The organism is Epibacterium ulvae (assembly GCF_018678075.1).
In the GTDB taxonomy this organism is placed as follows: domain Bacteria; phylum Pseudomonadota; class Alphaproteobacteria; order Rhodobacterales; family Rhodobacteraceae; genus Epibacterium; species Epibacterium ulvae_A.
Genome location: NZ_JAHHIR010000028.1, coordinates 63,008 through 82,306 on the forward strand (window position 1 = coordinate 63,008; position 19,299 = coordinate 82,306).

Here is a 19,299-nt window from a genome sequence, read left to right on the forward strand (position 1 = left end):
TGTGGGAATGGGAGGAAAGAGGATAGTCGCCGCAGTCCACCTGTCGCGACAGAGACGAGCCTATGGAGGAAAAGTCTTTACCAATTCCAACAGTTCTTTCATGTCTTTCACCCGCACCAACCAGTCGATAACGCGCTCGACGCCAGCAAGGCTGCGGCCATCAGCGCGCTGTCGACGCACACCAAAAAGCGCTAACGTCACGGTCAATTGCGCGAGTCGAAAGTTCACCTCGCGTGACACGCCTTCCAGTGCGTTTCCGTCAGTGATTGAAGACTTGGCCTGCATCGCCCGCTCTGCGGCATTTGCAAGGTCATTCAGGACCGCTTGATCTTTTTCATCCAGCGGAGTTCGGTCACTTGGCTTCGAAAGATCCGTGAGCACAAGTCGCAACTCATTGAGATACTCCCAATCCGTGGTCCCTGCCTCAAGCGTGAGCTCGTCGAGCGGAGCAAACCGCATCAAAGTCTCGCTCAAATGCCGACGCGTAAGGTCAAGCAAATTGTCCGAAATATTGACCAGCGGCTTGATCAAAAGCGAACCGAATTCCTTGCGCGTTTCTTCGGAGTGTCTGGCCTCATCTAGAAACGCCCCATAGCGAACGATCTTTCCGATATTGAGCTGATCCGTTTGCCGCGCCTTGGAAAATTCATCCAACAGTTTGTCAAGGTAACTGGTTATGAATTGCGCGCCTTGAACAGCGCGCCCTTCTCGTTTTAGGGCCGCCGAATAATCTTCAATCTCATCGCGCAAGTCGTCTGCGTCCAACAAGAAGCTGCGCAGCCGATCAGGGTCGTCGATGAACCGAACATCCTCAGGAAACGGCACCATCCTCATCAGACGCGCCGCGCTGTCAAAGGAGAAATCGGAAAGGGCTGCCCGCATCAGCGATTGCGCTGCGATACGTTCGTCTAGGTTTGTTTCTACGTGCCACTCATTTTGAATGGCGACAATCGCTTCGCTCACATACACAGGTCCAGCGTCCCAGATCTCAGATGAGATTTTCGTCACGACCTGCTCCAGCAGGTCCCATTTCGGCGGGTTGGCGATGGGGTCGAGCATCTGATCGTACCACTCCACCCAAAACCGCCAATCGCCGGGTTGCCAGTTTTCAGCGCTCAGGACTTTGGGGCGGAGGTCCTGCCAAAGATCCGCAAACGACGGGTTTTCATCGTGCCATAGCGGTGAAGACAACAACTCAATTCCGCGCTGTAGGGCTGAGCAATCAGAGCGAACGTTGCCCCAAATCGTTGCAGCCGCGAGACTTCGAGCCTTAGTAGAACCGCTGCCCGGTTCTCCGGTAAAGAACTTTGAAAAGAAAACTGCCGAAACGGCGTCATAGGCCGCGTTCGCAGCTTGACCGGCATGCAACCTAACAGCAGAACCCACGGCATGGCCTGCGTCCCATGCAGCGGAATTTATTCCCTTTCCTCGAGTGGTCAATATTACTGGCACATCGATCTCGATGTGTTTCAACGATATCCCTGGATAACGGCAGACAACCGCGGCAGCGAAGATGCACTTCAAGACGGACAGCGCTGTAAAACCAGATTTGCGTGCGTCATCTGAAAGACTCCAGTCCCAGAACAGGGGCAAAGTTCGCAATGCGCTGCGGGCCGCGATGACTGTTGCAAATTCGCTCGGCTTGTCCTGAAGCCAAGCTTCAAGACTCCTGGTGTCTTTTATCTCTGAAATCTCAACCACTGGCCGTTTTAATCCGCTGTGTTCAAATCTTTGACCAGATTAGACACAACTGGGACCTGTGGGCAATGGGGTACGCTATCGCCGGGTCAGCCAGCGCCACAGGTAAATCACCGGCCAGCGCAGGATTGACATGCCGGCCAGCAACAGCGCGAGCCCCCACCAGGGGCCGTTTTCATAGGTGACATAGCCCAAAAGCGGGATGCCGACGCCGATGAGGATATAGGCATAGGTCCAGTGGTTGTCCTTGCTCGGCAACATGGCAACCAGATTGGCCGTCACAACCCACACACAGGCAAGGATCAGGGATAGGTTCACCAGCGCCTCCTATGCCTGAAGCCGGGCAGGCAGGCCATTGGCCCAGGTGGAGATGGTACCGGCCCCGAGGCAGACAACCATATCGCCAGGACCGGCCTGTTCACGCACCAGGCGTTCCAGGTCGTCTTCGTTCAGGATGGCGCGGGCGTGACGGTGGCCGTGGCGGATGAGGCCGGCAACCAGATCATCGCGCCCTGCCCCTTCGATTGGGGCTTCGCCGGCGGCAAAAACCTCGGCAATGGCAACAACATCCGCCTCGTTAAAGCAGGCGCAGAAATCGTCGAACAGGTTGGACAGGCGCGAATAGCGGTGCGGTTGGTGCACGGCGATGACGCGGCCTTCGCTTGCCTGACGCGCAGCTTTGAGGACGGCTGCAATTTCCACCGGGTGGTGGCCGTAATCGTCGATGATGGTGACGCCGTCCACTTCGCCGACCTTGGTGAAGCGGCGGTTGACGCCGCCGAATTTGGCCAGAGCTTCGCGGATCTCAGCCGAGCGCATGCCAAGGTGGCGGGACACGGCCACGGCCGAGAGCGCGTTTGAGACATTGTGGTCGCCGGGCATCGGCAGAGTGCAGCCCTCAATCACGGTGTCTTCGGCCTGAAGATGAATGTCGAAATGGGCAACGCCACGTTTGTAGGTCAGATTGACCGCGCGCACATCGGCCTGGGCGTTAAAGCCATAGGTCACAACGCGGCGATCCGAGATCCGCCCCACCAGCGCCTGCACTTCGGGGTGATCGGTGCAGCAAACCGCGACGCCGTAGAACGGAATGTTGGAGACAAAGTCATAAAACCCCTGACGCAGGTTTTCGATGCTGCCCCAGTGCTCCATATGTTCAGGGTCGATATTGGTGACCACAGCGATTGTGGCGGGCAGTCGGTTAAAGGTGCCGTCGGATTCGTCCGCCTCAACCACCATCCATTCGCCCTGCCCCATGCGCGCGTTGGAGCCATAGGCGTGGATGATGCCGCCGTTCACGACAGTGGGGTCGAACTTCCCATGCACCATGAGTTCCGCCATCATTGTGGTGGTGGTGGTTTTCCCATGGGTCCCCGCAATCGCGATATTGGATTTCAGGCGCATCAGCTCGGCCAGCATCTCGGCACGGCGCACCACCGGCAGACCTTTGAGGCGGGCCTCATCCAGCTCGGGATTGCCGGGTTTGATCGCCGAAGAGATCACCACGACGGAAGCCTCTTCTAGGTTCTCGGCGCGCTGGCCTTCAAACACGGTTGCCCCCAGGGTTTCCAGACGCTGAGTGATCTTGGAGGATTTCAGATCCGAGCCCTGCACCACATAGCCGAGGTTCAACAACACCTCAGCAATGCCCGACATGCCGATCCCTCCGATACCTACGAAATGGATCGGACCTACGTCGCCGGGCAGTTTGGTTGCAGGGTTCATCTTTATCCTTCCTCTGCGAGGCGCTCGACCTCGGCCACCAGTCGATCTGTCGCGTCGGGGATGCCGGTGCTGTGCGCTGCGATCGCCATTTGAAGCGCGGCTTTGGGGTTACTCAGAATTGCGGTCATTTGCTCCGTCAGAACAGAAACGTCAATAGCGCTTTCAGGCATCAGCACAGCCGCCCCCGCGTCAACCAGCCCCCGCGCATTGGCGGATTGATGATCGCCTGCCGCAGCTGCAAAAGGGATCAAGATCGATGGGCGCCCAATCACGGAAATATCCGCAACCGAAGACGCACCTGACCTTGAGATCACAAGCTGCGCCTCGGTCAAACGTTTTGGGACGTCGTTGAAGAACGGTTGCACATCCGCGTTGATCGCCTGTTCCGCATAATAGGCCGACACTCGGTCGTGATCCTCGGCACGCGCCTGATGTGAGACCCGCAAATGTTGCAGGATTTCCATCGGCAGATTGGCGATCGCTGGCGGGACAACATCGGACAGGATCCGCGCGCCCTGACTGCCACCCATCACCAGAATTTCCATTGGGTAGTCACCGGGAGCGATGTATCCAGCCCCTGCGCGCTCCAACACGGCTGAACGCACGGGATTGCCCACATGCACGCCGGTCGCCCCTTCGGGCAGTTCGGTTGGCCAAACGCCACAGGCTACCTGGGCCACGCGTTTGGCAAAGATCTGATTGACCCGCCCCAACACGCCGTTTTGTTCGTGGATCATACGCGGCAGCTTCAAAAGCGTCGCCGCACCCAGCGCAGGGATTGACGGATAGCCGCCAAAGCCCACCACAACGTCCGGCTTGTCGCGCATCATCTGTAGCGCCATGCCTCCGGTGCCAGCCGCAATCTTGGGACCAACCAGCGCTTTGGCCAGCAGTCCACCGCGCGCGAATGTCGAGGACGCCGCCTGCACGATCTCACAGGTATGGGGAAAGCCACCGGTGTAGCGCGCGCCGCGCGGATCGGTGGAGAGTTTGACCCGCCAGCCCTTTCGCAACATCGCCTCGGCCAGAGCCTGGGCCGGGAACATATGTCCGCCGGTTCCGCCAGCAGCCATCAAAAGCAATTTCTGCGCCATAGCAATCGTCTTCCGTAATCCGTTAGCCTCGGCCACCGCCGCGCAGGAAATCGGCGATCTCGCCTTGGGGCCTGCTGCGGGTAAACGCCAAAAGCATGCCTACTGCAATTCCACCAGCAATCAAGGAAGAACCGCCATAGCTGACAAAGGGAAGCGTCATCCCTTTGGCCGGGAGCAGCCGAACTGCTACGCCCATGTTGATCATGGCTTGCACGCCGAACATGCAGACCAGTCCGGTTCCGGCAAGGCGGATAAAGGTGTCGCGCTCTTTCATCAGGCGGAACAATGAGCGCACAACCACCAGCATATATAGGGCGATCACAATCACCACGAGGACCAGACCGTATTCTTCGGCAGCAACCGCAATGATGAAATCGGTATGCGCATCGGGCAGCGACCATTTCACCTGCCCCTCGCCGACGCCAACACCAAACAGACCGCCTTCGCGGATTGCATTGGTCGCATAGCCAAGCTGGGTGGTTGGATCCACATCCGGGTTCAGGAAGCCATCAATCCGGCGGGCAAAGTGTTCGGATGAGGAGTAGGCCAAAATACCGCCCAAGACGACCACGCTGGCCATCACCACCAGCAACAGCATCGGCGCGCCCGCAACAAAATACATCACACCCCAGCCAAACAGCACCAGGCAAGACTGGCCAAAGTCCGGCTGCATCACCAGAAACATCACCACCGTCATACAAAGCCCGAATGAGATCAGCGTACCGGGCGGTCCGTTGATCTGCTGGCTCGACGCGATCAGCCACGCGGCGACAACAATGAAGGTCGGTTTCAAAAACTCAGACGGCTGCACGGAAGCAAAGCCAAGGCTGTACCAGCGCACAGCGCCCTTGCCAAAATCGGTGCCCAGAAATGGCAACAGCATCAAGGCCACAAAAGCACCCGCAAACCCCAAGACAGCCGCACGCCGCACCATGGTCGGCGACATCATCGACGTCACCACCATCGCCATCAGCGCCATCAGTCCAAAGGCCGCCTGCCGCTGCACATAGTGGAAATTGTCGAACCCGTTGCGCGCGGCCAAGGGCACCGAAGCCGCAAGCCCCAGCAGCAGACCGACCACAAACAAGATCAGGATGCAGGTCATCGTCCACTTGTCCAGTGTCCGCCACCATTTGGGAAGAATAGGTTCTCCGGTATGTACCGGAACCGCTCCATAGACCATTTCAGTCATGGGTTCACCGCCGCCGTTTCTGCCACCCGTATTCACGTCTATTACGCAGGGTGGTCTGTTTATATCTGCCTCAAATACGCCCTCTTGAGAGGATCATTAAGGCGACTGTAACCACAAACTTCGTCTCAGGCCAGTCTCTTCCTCTTGCCTTTGGCAGTAATCCGCGCCAATGCCCCTTTATGCAGTATCAAACAGTCATTCTTGGCGCTGGCGCGGCCGGCATGATGTGCGCAGCCCACGCAGGCGGCGATGTTCTGGTGGTCGATCACGCCAAAAATCCGGGCGAGAAGATCCGCATCTCCGGCGGAGGGCGCTGCAATTTCACCAATATGTATGCCAGCGCCGAAAACTACCTGTCTCAAAACCCGCATTTCTGCAAATCGGCGCTTGCGCGTTACACCCAGTGGGACTTTGTCGAACTGGTGGATCGCCACAATATCGCCTGGCACGAAAAGACTTTGGGACAGTTGTTTTGCGATGGTTCGGCTAAACAGATCGTGACGATGCTGGTGCAAGAGCTGAAACAGGCCGGCGCGGATCTGTGGCTTGAGACATCGGTCCAGTCCGTCACCCGCAGCTCAGACGGGTTCCACATCACCCTGATGCGCGGTGACAAGACCACCCGCGTCACCTGCCGCAATCTGGTTTTGGCAACCGGCGGCAAATCCATTCCCAAGATGGGCGCCACCGGGCTTGCCTATGATCTGGCGCGTCAGTTTGATTTGCCACTGGAGGAAACCCGCGCGGGCCTTGTGCCGTTTACCTTTGCTGAGGAACGGTTCAAACCGCTCGCCGGTGTCGCCCTGCCCGCCCGCCTGTCCAACGCGCGCAAAAGCTTTGATGAGGCGCTGCTGTTCACCCATCGCGGCCTGTCCGGCCCGTCCGTGTTGCAGCTGTCATCCTATTGGCACGAGGGAGAGGCGTTCACCGCGAACCTGATCCCCGACGGCACCTTGTTTGAGAAACTGCGCGACCAGCGGCAGACATCCGGGCGCAAGGCGCTGACAACCGAGCTGGCCAAACACCTACCCTCTCGCTTGGTGGATTTTCTTGCTCCGCAGTTGAACCTCGCGGGCCGCCTTGCGGATCACTCGGACGCAGCCTTGCAAGAGCTTTGTGATGCGTTGTCATCGTGGAGCCTGAAACCATCGGGCACCGAAGGCTATCGCACCGCCGAGGTCACATTGGGGGGCATTTCAACCGACGCACTCTCCTCCAAAACGATGGAAGCCAAATCACACAGCGGCCTTTATGCGATCGGCGAAGCGGTGGATGTCACCGGCTGGCTTGGCGGATACAATTTCCAATGGGCCTGGGCGTCAGGTTTTGCGGCGGGCACGGCGATAGCGCTGGGATAGAATACGCGGAGTTGGAACCTTTCAGTGACACTGGATTGCCAACCAACTCAATCTCTCATTGATTTCAGAGAATGACATGCCATCTTTGGGCAATGACACTCCGCAAGCCACATGTTGAAGATGCATCCAGCATTGCTGCAATCTCCATCCAGGTATGGGTTGGAACCTATTTGAAAAAGGGCGTGAATTCTTTGTTTGCAGATTACGCGCTCAACGAGTTCACACCGTCCAAGATCAAGGCCCTCATACTTGACCCCACTCAGCACTTCATCGTTTCTGATAACGCAGAAGGCATAGATGGCTTCATACACCTCTCCACAGAAAGCACAGCCCCGGTAGAAGGGTGTTCAGATGTGGAAATCTCGACCTTTTATGTACAGCCACGCCACCATGGAAAAGGCATCGGGAAACGTTTACTTCAAGCCGCTCTCACCGAATGTCGCCACTTGCAAGCTAAGTCCCTTTGGCTTGCCACCAACGCCGAGAATGATCCCGCCATCCGGTTCTATCGTTCACAGGGCTTTGAGCATGTGGGTGAGACGCATTTTTGCATTGATGACCAGCAATATCTGAACAATGTTTATTCGCGGCACGTGGCGTAAGAATAGTGTCGCTCACACAGATCAGTTACACCCTTAGAGAACACTAGACACCCGAGACATTACGCCAACCGCGTCTGTACCTGGGCGACAAAGTCCTCACCACGTTTTTCAAAGCTGTTGTATTGATCAAAACTCGCCGCAGCCGGAGCCAGCAGGACCGTTTCACCGGCGTTGGCATCACGCATGGCTTGCGCAACCGCCTGCTCCATCGTGGTGCAGACCTCGCTCTCTACATCCAACTGCATGGCGAAATTGGCGGCTTCGCGGCCGATGACATAGGCCTTTTGCACGTTGCTTGTCTGGCCTTTTAGAGCCGCCAGCCCGCCCTCTTTTTCCAGCCCGCCACAGATCCAGCGGATGTTTTTGAACGCGCTCAGCGCTTTGATCGCGCTGTCGACATTGGTGGCTTTGCTGTCATTGACGTAACGCACGCCGCCCACTTCGGCGATGGTTTGGCTGCGATGGGGCAGTCCGGGGTAGCTGGCCAGCGCGCCTTCGATCTGGCGCGGAGCCAGCCCCAGCGCGCGCGCAGCCGCATAGGCCGCACATGCGTTTTGGTGGTTATGTGCGCCCGGCAGACCGCTCATATCGCGCAAGTCGATTGAGGCCGCTTGCCTTCCTTTGCGATACTCGCTCAGGAACCCTTTGCGCGCAAAGACCTGCCAGCCAGGACCAGTGAGTTTCTGCCCGGATGAGACACGCAGAACCCGGTCATCCGCTGCGCCTTCGGACAATTGCCCGGCCAGGAACAGCCCTTCATCCTCGTCGACGCCGATCACCGCGCGGTCCGGTCCACCTTCGGCAAACAGGCGACGCTTGGCCGCGAAATAGCCGCCCATGCCGTGATGGCGGTCCAGATGGTCGGGCGACAGGTTGGTGAAGACCGCCACATCCGGCGTCAACGAACGGGCAAGGTCGGTTTGATAGCTGGACAGTTCCAACACCACAACGCCGCCATCACCGGGCGGGTCAATATCAAGAACACCGCGCCCGATGTTACCGGCCAGCTGGCTTTCACGCCCGGCCTCTTCGAGGATATGGTGCAGCAGCGCAACCGTAGTGGATTTACCGTTAGAACCCGTGACCGCGACAACCTTGGGCATCTGTTCAAACTTGTCCCAGTCCCGCGTCGCAAAGGAGCGGAAGAACAGGCCGATGTCATTGTCGACCGGCACCCCAGCCAACAGCGCCTGTTTCACCACAGGATTGGGCGTGGGATAAAGATGCGGAATGCCCGGCGACACAATGAGGCTGGCGATATCATCAAAGGCATCGTCGCGGGTCAGTTTGCGGCAGGTGAAGCCTTCGCTTTCGGCCGTCTCCCGCGCGGCAGTGTTGTCGTCCCAGCAGATCGGCTCTGCCCCGCCTTCGCGCAAGGCACGTGCCGTAGCCAGACCAGAGCGCCCGAGCCCCAGAACCGCAACTTTTTCGCCTTTGAAACCAACCACCGGGATCATGCCCCGCCCCTTTTCTTCAAATCTGCCGTCTTAGTCGCGGCCACCCTGTACTGAGATCGCAAACACTTGCAAGGCAGCACATCGAAAAAGGGCCGCCCCACGGCGACCCTTTGATTTTATTGTGCGAGAGTTTAGCGCACTTTCAGCGTGGCCAGTCCAATCATCGCGAGGATCAGGGCGATGATCCAGAAACGGATCACGATGGTAGGTTCCGCCCAGCCCTTCTTTTCATAGTGGTGGTGGATCGGCGCCATCAGGAAGACGCGTTTGCCGGTGCGTTTGAAGTACAACACCTGGATGATGACCGACAGGGCCTCTACTACGAACAGACCGCCGACAATGGCCAGAACCAGCTCGTGTTTGGTGGCCACCGCAATGGCACCCAATGCACCACCCAATGCCAGCGATCCGGTATCGCCCATGAACACGGCGGCCGGCGGAGCGTTGTACCACAAAAAGCCGAGGCCCGCGCCAAATAGCGCCATGGTAAAGATAAAGATCTCGCCCGTGTTTTCCACGTAATGCACATCCAAGTATTGGGTAAAGTCAGCCCGGCCAACCACATAGGCGATGACACCGAGGGTCAAGCCAGCAATCATTGCAGGCATGATCGCAAGCCCGTCCAGACCATCGGTCAGGTTCACCGCATTGGCGGAGCCCACGATCACACAGATGCCAAAGGGCAAATACAACAGGCCCATATTGATCAGCGTGTCTTTGAAGATCGGCAGGGCCAGATGGTTCTGCAGCCCTTCGGGGTGGAAATAGGTCGCCCACATCGTCGCCAGAAGCGCGATCAACACGCCAAGCGCCAGGCGGATCTTGCCCGAGACACCGTTGGTGTTTTGTTTGGAGACTTTGGCGTAGTCATCAGCAAAGCCGATCAGGCCAAAGCCCAGCGTGACCAGAAGCACCATCCAGATATAAGGATTGTCCCACCGGCCCCACATTAATGTGCTGGTGACAAGCGCGCCCACAATCAACAAGCCGCCCATGGTCGGCGTGCCCGCTTTGGACAGGTGGCTTTCGGGGCCATCGTCACGGATTGGCTGGCCTTTGCCCTGCCGTTTACGCAGCACGTTGATCAGCGGTTTGCCGAACAGGAAGCCAAAGATCAGCGCCGTCAGGAACGCACCGCCTGCACGAAAGGTGATATAGCGGAACAGGTTGAAGAGGTCGCCCCCATCTGACAGCGCGGTCAGCCAATATAACATGCCTTAAGGGTCCTATTCACGAATGGTTGTTTTTGGAATTTGCGCGGGCATCGCTCATATCACGCAGCGCGTCAACAAGCTTTCCCAGTCCGATGCTCAATGACCCTTTGGCCAAGAGCACGTCGCCTGCTTTTAGTTGTGAGGGCAGCTGCGCGATTGCGTCTTGGGTTGCACGCCAATGCTGGCCCTTTTTGCCTGGTGGCAAGGCTGCATGCAGATGTGACATCAACGGGCCAACACCGTGAACAGTGTCGATCTCATCCAATGCCGCCAATTCGGCCAACGCCTGGTGCATCGGGATTTCATCGGGGCCAAGCTCTTTCATATCCCCCAGAACCGCAATTTTGCGCCCCTTTGCCGGGACCAGCGCCAAAACAGACAGGGCAGCCGCGACCGAGGTCGGGTTGGCATTATAACTGTCATCCAGCACGGTGAGGGTGCCGTCATCCCATGGAAGCTCCAGTCGGGCACCGCGTCCTGTGACCGGTGACCACAGCGCAAGGCTTTGCACCGCGCGTTTCACATCCGCGCCCAAGGCTTCGACGCAGGCCAACGCGCCAAGCGCGTTCATGGCAAAATGTGCGCCCAAGGATTGGATCGACAGCGCATGCGGCTGATCTGCGATTGAGACCTGCGCCAAGGTGGCCTCCCCCTCGGTCGCAACCGACAGGAGCTTGTGCGTTGCGGAGGCTTTGCCAAACCAGCGTGTCGTGCATCCCTGCTCTGCGGCGGCTTGGGCTAGGACATCTGCGGTCTCAACGTCTGCGTTCAAGATGGCGGTGCCGCCGGGTTCCAGCCCGGTCAAGATCGCAGCCTTTTCGCGGGCGATCCCCGCTACGTCGTCAAAGGCCTCCAGATGCACGGCGGCGACGGTTGTGACCATCGCCACATGCGGACGAGCCTGTTGGGCCAAGGGCGCGATTTCGCCGGGGTGGTTCATACCGGCTTCGATCACCGCAAATTCCGTATCACGCGGCATCCGCGCCAGCGTCAGCGGCACGCCCCAGTGGTTGTTGTAACTGGCGACAGCCGCATGGGTTTTGCCCTGATCGCGCAGCATGGATGTCAGCATTTCCTTGGTCGAGGTTTTGCCAACCGATCCGGTCACCGCGACCACTTTGGCGTCCGTCCGCGCGCGTGCCGCCTGCCCCAGATCTTCCAAAGCGCGCTGCACATCCTCAACAATCAACAGCGGCGCGTCGGCGTTCACCCCTTCGGGCACATGGGTCACCAGCGCCGCACCTGCGCCTTTCTCCAACGCCTGCGCTACAAAATCATGCCCATCGCGCGCCGCCTTTAGCGCGACAAACAAATCACCGGGCTGCAAGGTGCGGGTGTCGATTGAGATGCCATTCACCGCCCAATCCACGGGTGTTTGACCACCGGTGGCGGTCTGTGCCTCTTGTGCGGTCCACAACATCAGGCGATCCCCCCGTCCAGTGCGGCGACGGCAATGCTTGCCTGTTCCACATCGTCAAACGGCAGGATGGTGTCCCCTACCACCTGGCCGCTTTCGTGACCTTTGCCGCAGATAATCAACGCATCACCCGGGGCCAGCATATCGACACCGCGCAAGATAGCCTCGGCCCGATCGCCGACATTGTAAGCGTCCGGCGCGCCGGACATGACAGCGGCGCGGATGACCCCTGGGTCTTCGCTACGTGGGTTGTCATCGGTGACAATCACCACATCTGCATTGGCCTGAGCCGCCTCGCCCATCAGGGCGCGTTTGCTGGTGTCGCGATCACCGCCGGCACCGATGATGGCAATCAATCGCCCCAAAACGTGTGGACGCAGGGCCTTGACCGCTGTCGCAACCGCGTCGGGCGTATGGGCATAATCAACAAAGACGGTTGCGCCATTTGTGCGGGTCGCCGCCAGCTCCATCCGGCCGCGCACGGTTGTCAGATGTTGCAAGGTGTCAAAAACCTTGTCGGGCTCTTCACCGCTTGCGACCACCAACCCGGCTGCCAAAAGAATGTTTTCGGCCTGAAAGCCGCCGATTAGGTTCAGCCGCACCACATAGGGTTTGTCGTGCCAGGAAAAGCGGATGTCCTGGCCGCTGGCATCATAGCGCGTGCCAATCAGCGCCAAATCACCAAGGCCAAGCCCCACCGACAGGATTTCTTGCCCCTTGGCGGCGGCAACGGCGCGCATTTCCGCGCCGCGCGGGTCATTCATGTTCAAAACTGCAACGCCGTCTTCAGGCAGAACACTGCGAAACAGGCTGGCTTTGGCTGCGAAATAGGCCTCAAAGCTCTCGTGATAGTCCAGATGATCCTGGGTGAAATTTGTAAAACCCGCCGCTGCCAGATGCACGCCGTGCAGGCGACGTTGAACCAACCCGTGCGAGGATGCTTCCATCGCGGCATGGGTCACACCAGCCGCGGCAGCCTCGGCCAGGGCCGCGTGCAGGGTGATCGGGTCCGGCGTGGTGTGATGCAGCTTGCGGCTCCAGGCACCTTCGATCCCGGTGGTGCCCACATTGATCGCCTGATAACCCAGTTCGGACCAGATCTGGCGGACAAAGCTCGCAACCGAGGTTTTGCCATTGGTGCCCGTCACAGCCACCATGGTCTGGGGCTGGCCACCAAACCAAAGGGCCGCAGCCCCCGACAACGCCTGACGCGGATCTTCGACGATGGCCTGTGCAACGCGGGCGTCGTCCAACACCTCAGCCGCCAGCGCAGCCCCTTCGACATCGGTCAAAATAGCCCCAGCACCCAGTTCGATCGCCATCTCTATAAATTGCGCACCGTGGACCTGACTGCCGGGAAGCGCTGCAAACAGGAAACCTTCGCCGACTTTACGACTGTCCGTTGCAAGACCACGGATCATCGGGTCCGCTCCTCCACGGGCTGTCAGCCCCAATTGGCTCAGCGGCACTTCACTCGCTACGGTCATTGGTACCCTCGACGGTCAGTTTGAGGTCAGCGTTATACCTGTAACTTTCGCAGGTTCAACGCGTGGGCGCACACCGAGCAGCGGCGCAAGGCGCGAAACCATCTCGGCGGCGACAGGAACAGCCGTCCAACCGGCGGTTCTCCGCTCTTCGCCGTGGGCGATAATCTCAGGCTCGTCCAAGGTCACGACCAGAACATATTGCGGATCATCCACTGGGAACATCGTGGCAAAGGTCGCGATGACCTTGTCATCATAATAGCCCCCACGCGGACGCGGCTTGTCGGCGGTGCCTGTTTTACCAGCCACCTGATACCCCGGCACCTCGGCAAACGACGCGGTGCCCTCGGTGACCACTTTGCGCAGCATTTCGCGCGAGGCCGCTGCAGACTGTTCAGACATGACCCGGTGGGCGTATTGTGGCCCTTGTTGTTTTAGAACCGTGGGCGCCACATAGTGTCCGCCATTGGCGATCGCAGCATAACCAGCAGCCAAATGCATCGGCGTGGTCGAAATCCCGTGGCCATAGGAAATCGTCATCGCTGACAGTTCAGACCAGTTTGGTGGCAACAAAGGCTGGCCGCCCTGGGCTTCTACGATTTCAAACGGCGTTGGTTCCAACAGGCCCAACCGATCCAAGAATGACTTTTGCTGCGCAACGCCGATCTGCTGCGCCAGACGTGCTGTGCCGATATTGGAGGATTTGACGATGATCTTTGAGACCGTCATTTCCTTGCCGTAATAATGGAAGTCACGGATCGCATGCTTGCCCCAACGCAAGGGGCCACGAATATCGATCACCGTTTCCGGGCCCACTAGTCCCAGGTCCAAGGCCTGCGCTACGGCAAAAATCTTGAAGGTAGAGCCGAGCTCATATACGCCTTGCACCGCGCGGTTGAACAACGGGCTGACCGAGGGGTCAAACCCGTCTGTGGGGGGACGCGGGCGGTCGTTGGGGTCGAAATCCGGGAAGGACACGACAGAGACCACTTCGCCCGTGTGCACATCCATCACAATCGATGTCGCACCTTTGGCGTTCATCAATTCCATACCGCCGCTCAGCACTTGTTCGGCTGCGGTTTGCACGGTCAGATCCAGCGACAATTGCAGCGGCGCATTGCCGTTTGCCGGATCACGCAGATAGTCATCAAACTGTTTTTCAACACCGGCAACGCCGATCACCTCAGCAGCGCTGACGCCTTCTTTGCCAAAACCGGCACCGCCCAGAACATGGGATGCAAGGCGACCATTGGGATAAAGACGCATCTCGCGCGGGCCAAACATCAGGCCGGGATCGCCGATGTCATGCACGGCTTGCTTTTGCTCGGGGCTGATCTTTTTCTTGATCCACAGGAACTTACGCTTGCCGGTGAAATCTTCGATTAGATCCTCACGCTCAAGATCTGGGAAGATCTTGACCAGCTCATCCGCCGCGTAGGCCGGGTCGATCATCTGCGGGGGCTGCGCATAGAGCGAGTGTGTTTCGAAATTGGTGGCCAGAATACGGCCCTGACGATCCACGATGTCAGCCCGCTGCATGGCGATGGTGCCACCCACCACATTGGCCAGCGGCTCTTGCGGTTCAGACGTCGCCATCATCCCCATGCGTGCGGCAATCGCCGCAAAGGCACAGACAAAGAAAACCCCCAAAACCAACAGCCGCCCTTCGGCGCGCTGGCGGGACTTCACGGCCATCTCGGCATGGCGTTCGCGCAGATTTTCGCGCTCGATCACATCCGGGTTTTCACCATTCGCTCGGGCCGCCAGAACACGGGCCAAGGGGCGCAGGGGTTTGCGGATCATGGCTCTCTCTCCGCGTTCAGGGTCGAGACAACAACGCCGTTTTCAATTTCCAGCTCCGTCTCGGGAAAGGCGATTTCATCCACGCGGCCAAATTGGTCGGGACGCAACGGCTGAAGGCCCAGCCGATCAAAATTCAGCTCGGCCAATTCACGCAGACGATCCGGACGGTTGAGATAGGCCCACTCGGCCCGCAATACGCTCAGACGCGCCTGAGCAGCCCCGATCTGACGTTGCAAACTGCGCGTGTCCTTCAAGGCCTGCTGCGTGGCATAGTTTTCCTGATAAGCCCAAAATGCCAGTCCCAGAACGCAGATTGCAGTGGCCATGTAAAGAAGTGTTCTCATCGGCGCGCGCCTTTCAATTGCGGCATGCCCAGCTCTTTGGCCGAAATCTCTTCAGGCTCTGCGGCGGTGCGCCGCCCCACCCGCAACCGCGCGGAGCGCGACCGGGGGTTTTCCGCCAGCTCATCATCATCCGGGCCAACAGCCTTGCGGGTGACCAGTTCAAACTGATTTGGGGTCTCTTCCAGCTCTGGCGCATAGCGGTTGGCCCGCCCCGTGCGCCCGGCACGATGCTGAAAGAACCGTTTGACCATGCGATCTTCGACCGAGTGGAAGGTGACCACCGCCAACAAACCGCCCGGCTTCAACGCACGTTCAGCCGCCAGCATACCCTCAAAAAGCTCTTCGTATTCGCCATTCACCGCGATGCGCAGCGCTTGAAAGCTGCGGGTTGCCGGATGGGATTGACCGGGTTTGGGCCGTGGCAGACATCCCTCGATAATCTTGGCAAGGCGCAATGTCGTGGTGATCGGTTCCATCTCACGCTCGCGCACGATGGCTTTGGCGATGCGACGACTTGCGCGTTCCTCACCAAAGATGAAAATGATTTCAGCCAGCTGCACTTCGTCCAGTTCAGCCACAAGGTCCGCCGCACTTGGCCCCTCTTGCGACATGCGCATATCGAGCGGGCCGTCCTTCATGAAAGAAAAGCCGCGTTCCGCCAGATCGAGCTGCATCGATGACACGCCAAGGTCCAGCACAACCCCGTCCAGATCAGAGGCATAACTGTCCATTTTGGAGAATACGCCCTGCTGTAGCGTCAGACGCGCGCTGTATTGATCCTTCCAGCTTGCAGCCATTTCCAAGGCAAGCGGGTCGCGGTCCACGCCAATGACATGATCGGCTCCGGCCTCCAGCAGGCCACGGCTGTAGCCGCCTGCGCCAAATGTTCCATCAAGCCAAGTCCCCGAAACGGGGGCGACCGCAGTTAAAAGCGGTCTCAACAACACTGGAATATGCGGTGCATTCCCCCCGGTCTGCGTCATAACCCAGCTACCTTAGCCATCAAGAAACTCCATCGGATCAAAATTTTCGGGCAGCTCTTCCATCCATTTCTCTTCCTGAGCCAGCTCTTCGGCATCATAAGTCTCAGGCTTCCAGATCTGGAAGGTATCGCCCGCTGCAATAAAGAACGCTTCTTTATCCAGCTCGATCTTGTTGCGCAGCTTTGCAGGCAGGACCAGTCGACCCGTCTCGTCCACATTGGTTGGGAACGACTGCCCGTGGAACATGCGTTGCAGCATCTTGCGCTGCATCGAGCCGCGCGGCAAGGCGTCGATCTTGTCGTCCACCTCGTTGATGGCTTCGATCGTGTAGACCTCTAGGTAGGTGCGGCGCTGATCGCCATAGACAATGACCAGTTCAGGATTGCCGCCGGGCTGCCAGTTCGGATCCGAGGCTTCAAGCACACGGCGAAAGGAAGCTGGAATGGATACCCGCCCCTTTGCATCCACCTTGTGGTGGCCTTCGCCTCTGAACCTGCGACCCAAACGACCGCTCCTTATATCGCGCCTTTTGGCGCTGTCCCGTCCCCCAGAATGAAAAGGGGCGGGTTGATCTGCTGCCACTGATCAACCCGCCTCCACGTCCCGCTGAGCGGGTGTCCGACTGCGCGCGCCACCTGGGGGGATGTCTGCTCGCCCGCGCGCCGGATCTCTCTTTTGTCGAAAAAGCGAAGGCCTGTATGAAACCTGCTATTTTTTAGTTTTGGTTGGGGTCGTTTGCTGCCCCAGCTCTCCGTCTCTCGATGTAGATAGGGATACTATGGGAATTAATGGGCTGACAACTATTATTTTCTAAATAGAGCCCCGAATATGAGCACACACACCCATGAACCACTCAGCTTGGCGCCTCATTTCAGTCACATTTCGGTCAATGTAGTGGGCAATTTGAACTAAATCACTACATATAGACACACACCGAGACATGCAAAAAGTTCCCATAAATTCCCGCCACTGCCGCCAACCTCGATCTGCGAAAACACACGTTCCCCATAAGTTCTCACACCACCGGGCAAAATCCACCCAAAACGCCCAATTCAGGTGATTCGCTTCATCAAATTTTCGGAAATTCCCTGCATTTCCCATGCCGCCCACAAAATCCCAGCGCACAATAGAAAGAACCCGCCCCACAAACGTGCGACGGGTTCCCGTGTTTTCCCAAAAGTGCCGTAATTTCCCAAATTCGCCAGCACGTCCCATCTCATCCCATTTTCGGAACAAAACTTCGGGACGTTAGGCCTGGGGACGTTAGGCCATGCCGCCCTGCACCAAACCTTGGGCCATTTTCATATAGGCCTCCGCCATCGCGCTATCGCCAAGCGCCACGGGACGACCAGCATCCCCTGCCAAGCGGGTCTCCAGATCAATCGGCAGCACACCCAACAACGGGATGCCCATCTCCTCGGCCTCGGCCGCGACGCCGCCATTCCCAAAAATGTGGTGCTCTCCACCACAGTCAGGACATGTGAAGAAGGACATATTCTCGATCAGGCCCAGAACCGGCGTTTTCAGCTTGGCAAACATATCCAGCGCCTTGCGGGCATCAAGCAGCGCGACATCCTGCGGCGTGCTGACTACAATCGCGCCGGTGGGGTCGGATTTGCTGCACAGGGTCAACTGTACGTCACCGGTGCCCGGCGGCAGATCCACAAGCAGAACGTCCAGCTCGCCCCAGTTCACCTGGGTCATCATTTGCTGCAAGGCGCCCATCAACATGGGACCGCGCCAGATGATCGCCTCTTTCTCTTCCACCATCAGACCAAGCGACATGACGGTCACGCCATGGGCCTGCAAAGGTTCAATCGTCTTGCCATCCGGGCTCGCTGGGCGTTTGGACACGCCCATCATTCGCGGCTGGCTGGGCCCATAGATATCCGCATCCAGTAAACCAACCCGACGCCCTTGACGCGCCAGTGCCACAGCAAGGTTCGCGCTGACGGTGGACTTACCGACACCGCCCTTGCCAGAACCGATAGCCAGAATGCGATCCACGCCGGAGGGACGCATCTGCCCCGCTTGCGGTGACATATGTCCACCGAACTTAAGCCCACCCTTTGGCGCAGGCGCCGGAGCACTGGATTGATGGGCTGTCAGCACAACAGAGACCGCCTCAACCCCGTCAATCGCAAGAACTGCAGCTTCGGCCGCGCGCCGCAAAGGCTCCATCTGCGCCGCAACAGCGGCGTTAGGTGCCTCAAGCACCATAGATACCTGGTCGCCCTCAACCCGCAACGCACGTACAATGTCGTTGGAAATCAACGTGCCCTCACCAGGGTAGGGCAAGCGATTCAGCGTCTCTCGAATCAAATTTTCCATTTTATCCACATCACTTTCCCGCGTTCCGCACATATAGATCCAGTTTCAGCAAGGCCCAATAGAGGCAAAGCAACGAATTTCGCTCGATTGTGGCAATAAAATCCAACCACGTATTAAAAAAAACGCATCCACGACAATTCGCGGCAAACTCGATCCAATCGCGGTGGTGGCCAATCCTGTGACCCATGCACAAACCGCATAGCGGGCTTGCCAAGTCTGATATTGTGCGAATGCAGCAATTGTTTATTTTCAATCACAACAGAGACGAAGACGAAACATTAAGAAAGCGATGGTAGACATGGCAACTGCACTGAACATCACACCGAGCGCACTGTCCAACACTGTGAACTCCGGCCTGGTTTTTGCTCTGGTTGCCAAGTGGAAAGCATACCGCCTGTACCGCACCTCGCTGAACGAACTTCGCGCGCTGAGCAATGCAGACCTGGTCGATCTGGGTCTGTCGCGCAGCATGATCAAACGTGTCGCCCTTGAAGCGGCCTACGACGATATTTAATTCAGAGATCAGGTCCTTCTCCTCCTCCCTAGGGCCTGTACTTTAGCGACGACATCCTCCTCCTCCCTGATGTCGTCGCGACC

General features: G+C 58.3%; 17 protein-coding genes. 3 read left to right on the forward strand and 14 right to left on the reverse strand.

Going from position 1 to position 19,299, the window contains the following annotated elements; translation table 11 throughout:
• Positions 1-60: 60 nt before the first annotated feature.
• From KMP13_RS07405 to ftsW, 5 genes are all read right to left on the reverse strand, one after another.
• A complete protein-coding gene (locus tag KMP13_RS07405) occupies positions 61-1,701 on the reverse strand; it encodes a hypothetical protein (RefSeq protein WP_215265210.1) in 1,641 nt (546 codons plus the stop codon).
• Positions 1,702-1,776: 75 nt separating this feature from the next.
• Positions 1,777-2,016 carry a DUF2484 family protein gene (locus KMP13_RS07410; protein ID WP_215265211.1) on the reverse strand — a complete coding sequence of 80 codons (240 nt, stop codon included), beginning with the start codon at positions 2,014-2,016 and terminating at the stop codon, positions 1,777-1,779.
• A gap of 9 nt (positions 2,017-2,025) precedes the next feature.
• Positions 2,026-3,423, reverse strand: coding sequence for a UDP-N-acetylmuramate--L-alanine ligase (murC, locus tag KMP13_RS07415; RefSeq protein WP_215265212.1), 1,398 nt, complete (start codon positions 3,421-3,423; stop codon positions 2,026-2,028).
• A gap of 2 nt (positions 3,424-3,425) precedes the next feature.
• On the reverse strand, positions 3,426-4,517 hold the full coding sequence (locus tag KMP13_RS07420; protein ID WP_215265213.1) for a UDP-N-acetylglucosamine--N-acetylmuramyl-(pentapeptide) pyrophosphoryl-undecaprenol N-acetylglucosamine transferase: 1,092 nt from the start codon (positions 4,515-4,517) through the stop codon (positions 3,426-3,428).
• Between the two features lie 22 nt (positions 4,518-4,539).
• On the reverse strand, positions 4,540-5,709 hold the full coding sequence (gene ftsW, locus KMP13_RS07425; RefSeq protein WP_215265214.1) for a putative lipid II flippase FtsW: 1,170 nt from the start codon (positions 5,707-5,709) through the stop codon (positions 4,540-4,542).
• Positions 5,710-5,888: 179 nt separating this feature from the next.
• Between ftsW and KMP13_RS07430 the strand changes: the two genes are divergently transcribed.
• On the forward strand, positions 5,889-7,067 hold the full coding sequence (locus KMP13_RS07430) for an NAD(P)/FAD-dependent oxidoreductase (RefSeq protein WP_215265215.1): 1,179 nt from the start codon (positions 5,889-5,891) through the stop codon (positions 7,065-7,067).
• Between the two features lie 92 nt (positions 7,068-7,159).
• The gene (locus tag KMP13_RS07435) at positions 7,160-7,669 is read left to right on the forward strand and encodes a GNAT family N-acetyltransferase (RefSeq protein ID WP_251363724.1); all 510 of its coding nucleotides are present in this window, start codon (positions 7,160-7,162) and stop codon (positions 7,667-7,669) included.
• A 59-nt stretch (positions 7,670-7,728) separates the two neighbouring features.
• Here KMP13_RS07435 and murD read toward each other — a convergent pair whose 3' ends face one another.
• From murD to KMP13_RS07480, 9 genes are all read right to left on the reverse strand, one after another.
• Complete coding sequence (gene murD, locus KMP13_RS07440) at positions 7,729-9,126, reverse strand: UDP-N-acetylmuramoyl-L-alanine--D-glutamate ligase (RefSeq protein WP_215265217.1); 1,398 nt, start codon at positions 9,124-9,126, stop codon at positions 7,729-7,731.
• Positions 9,127-9,257: 131 nt separating this feature from the next.
• Entirely contained in the window at positions 9,258-10,340 is a 1,083-nt protein-coding gene (gene mraY, locus KMP13_RS07445) for a phospho-N-acetylmuramoyl-pentapeptide-transferase (protein ID WP_215265218.1), read from the reverse strand.
• 16 nt (positions 10,341-10,356) lie between these two features.
• Positions 10,357-11,763 (reverse strand): UDP-N-acetylmuramoyl-tripeptide--D-alanyl-D-alanine ligase, encoded by a 1,407-nt coding sequence (locus tag KMP13_RS07450; RefSeq protein WP_215265279.1) that lies wholly within the window; start codon positions 11,761-11,763, stop codon positions 10,357-10,359.
• Positions 11,760-13,244, reverse strand: coding sequence for a UDP-N-acetylmuramoyl-L-alanyl-D-glutamate--2,6-diaminopimelate ligase (locus tag KMP13_RS07455; protein ID WP_215265219.1), 1,485 nt, complete (start codon positions 13,242-13,244; stop codon positions 11,760-11,762). The genes KMP13_RS07450 and KMP13_RS07455 overlap by 4 nt, the downstream gene beginning before the upstream one ends.
• Before the next feature lie 15 nt (positions 13,245-13,259).
• Complete coding sequence (locus KMP13_RS07460) at positions 13,260-15,044, reverse strand: peptidoglycan D,D-transpeptidase FtsI family protein (protein WP_215265220.1); 1,785 nt, start codon at positions 15,042-15,044, stop codon at positions 13,260-13,262.
• On the reverse strand, positions 15,041-15,388 hold the full coding sequence (ftsL, locus tag KMP13_RS07465) for a cell division protein FtsL (protein WP_215265221.1): 348 nt from the start codon (positions 15,386-15,388) through the stop codon (positions 15,041-15,043). Before ftsL ends, KMP13_RS07460 begins: the two co-directional genes overlap by 4 nt.
• The gene (gene rsmH, locus KMP13_RS07470; RefSeq protein WP_215265222.1) at positions 15,385-16,371 is read right to left on the reverse strand and encodes a 16S rRNA (cytosine(1402)-N(4))-methyltransferase RsmH; all 987 of its coding nucleotides are present in this window, start codon (positions 16,369-16,371) and stop codon (positions 15,385-15,387) included. The genes ftsL and rsmH overlap by 4 nt, the downstream gene beginning before the upstream one ends.
• 12 nt (positions 16,372-16,383) lie before the next feature.
• Positions 16,384-16,875: a division/cell wall cluster transcriptional repressor MraZ gene (mraZ, locus tag KMP13_RS07475; protein ID WP_215265223.1), complete on the reverse strand. Its 492-nt coding sequence runs from the start codon at positions 16,873-16,875 to the stop codon at positions 16,384-16,386.
• 759 nt (positions 16,876-17,634) lie between these two features.
• Positions 17,635-18,702: an Mrp/NBP35 family ATP-binding protein gene (locus tag KMP13_RS07480; RefSeq protein WP_215265224.1), complete on the reverse strand. Its 1,068-nt coding sequence runs from the start codon at positions 18,700-18,702 to the stop codon at positions 17,635-17,637.
• 298 nt (positions 18,703-19,000) lie between these two features.
• On the opposite strand from KMP13_RS07480, the gene KMP13_RS07485 reads away from it, so the two are divergent.
• Positions 19,001-19,216, forward strand: coding sequence for a DUF1127 domain-containing protein (locus tag KMP13_RS07485; protein WP_215265225.1), 216 nt, complete (start codon positions 19,001-19,003; stop codon positions 19,214-19,216).
• The last annotated feature ends 83 nt before the right edge of the window (positions 19,217-19,299 follow it).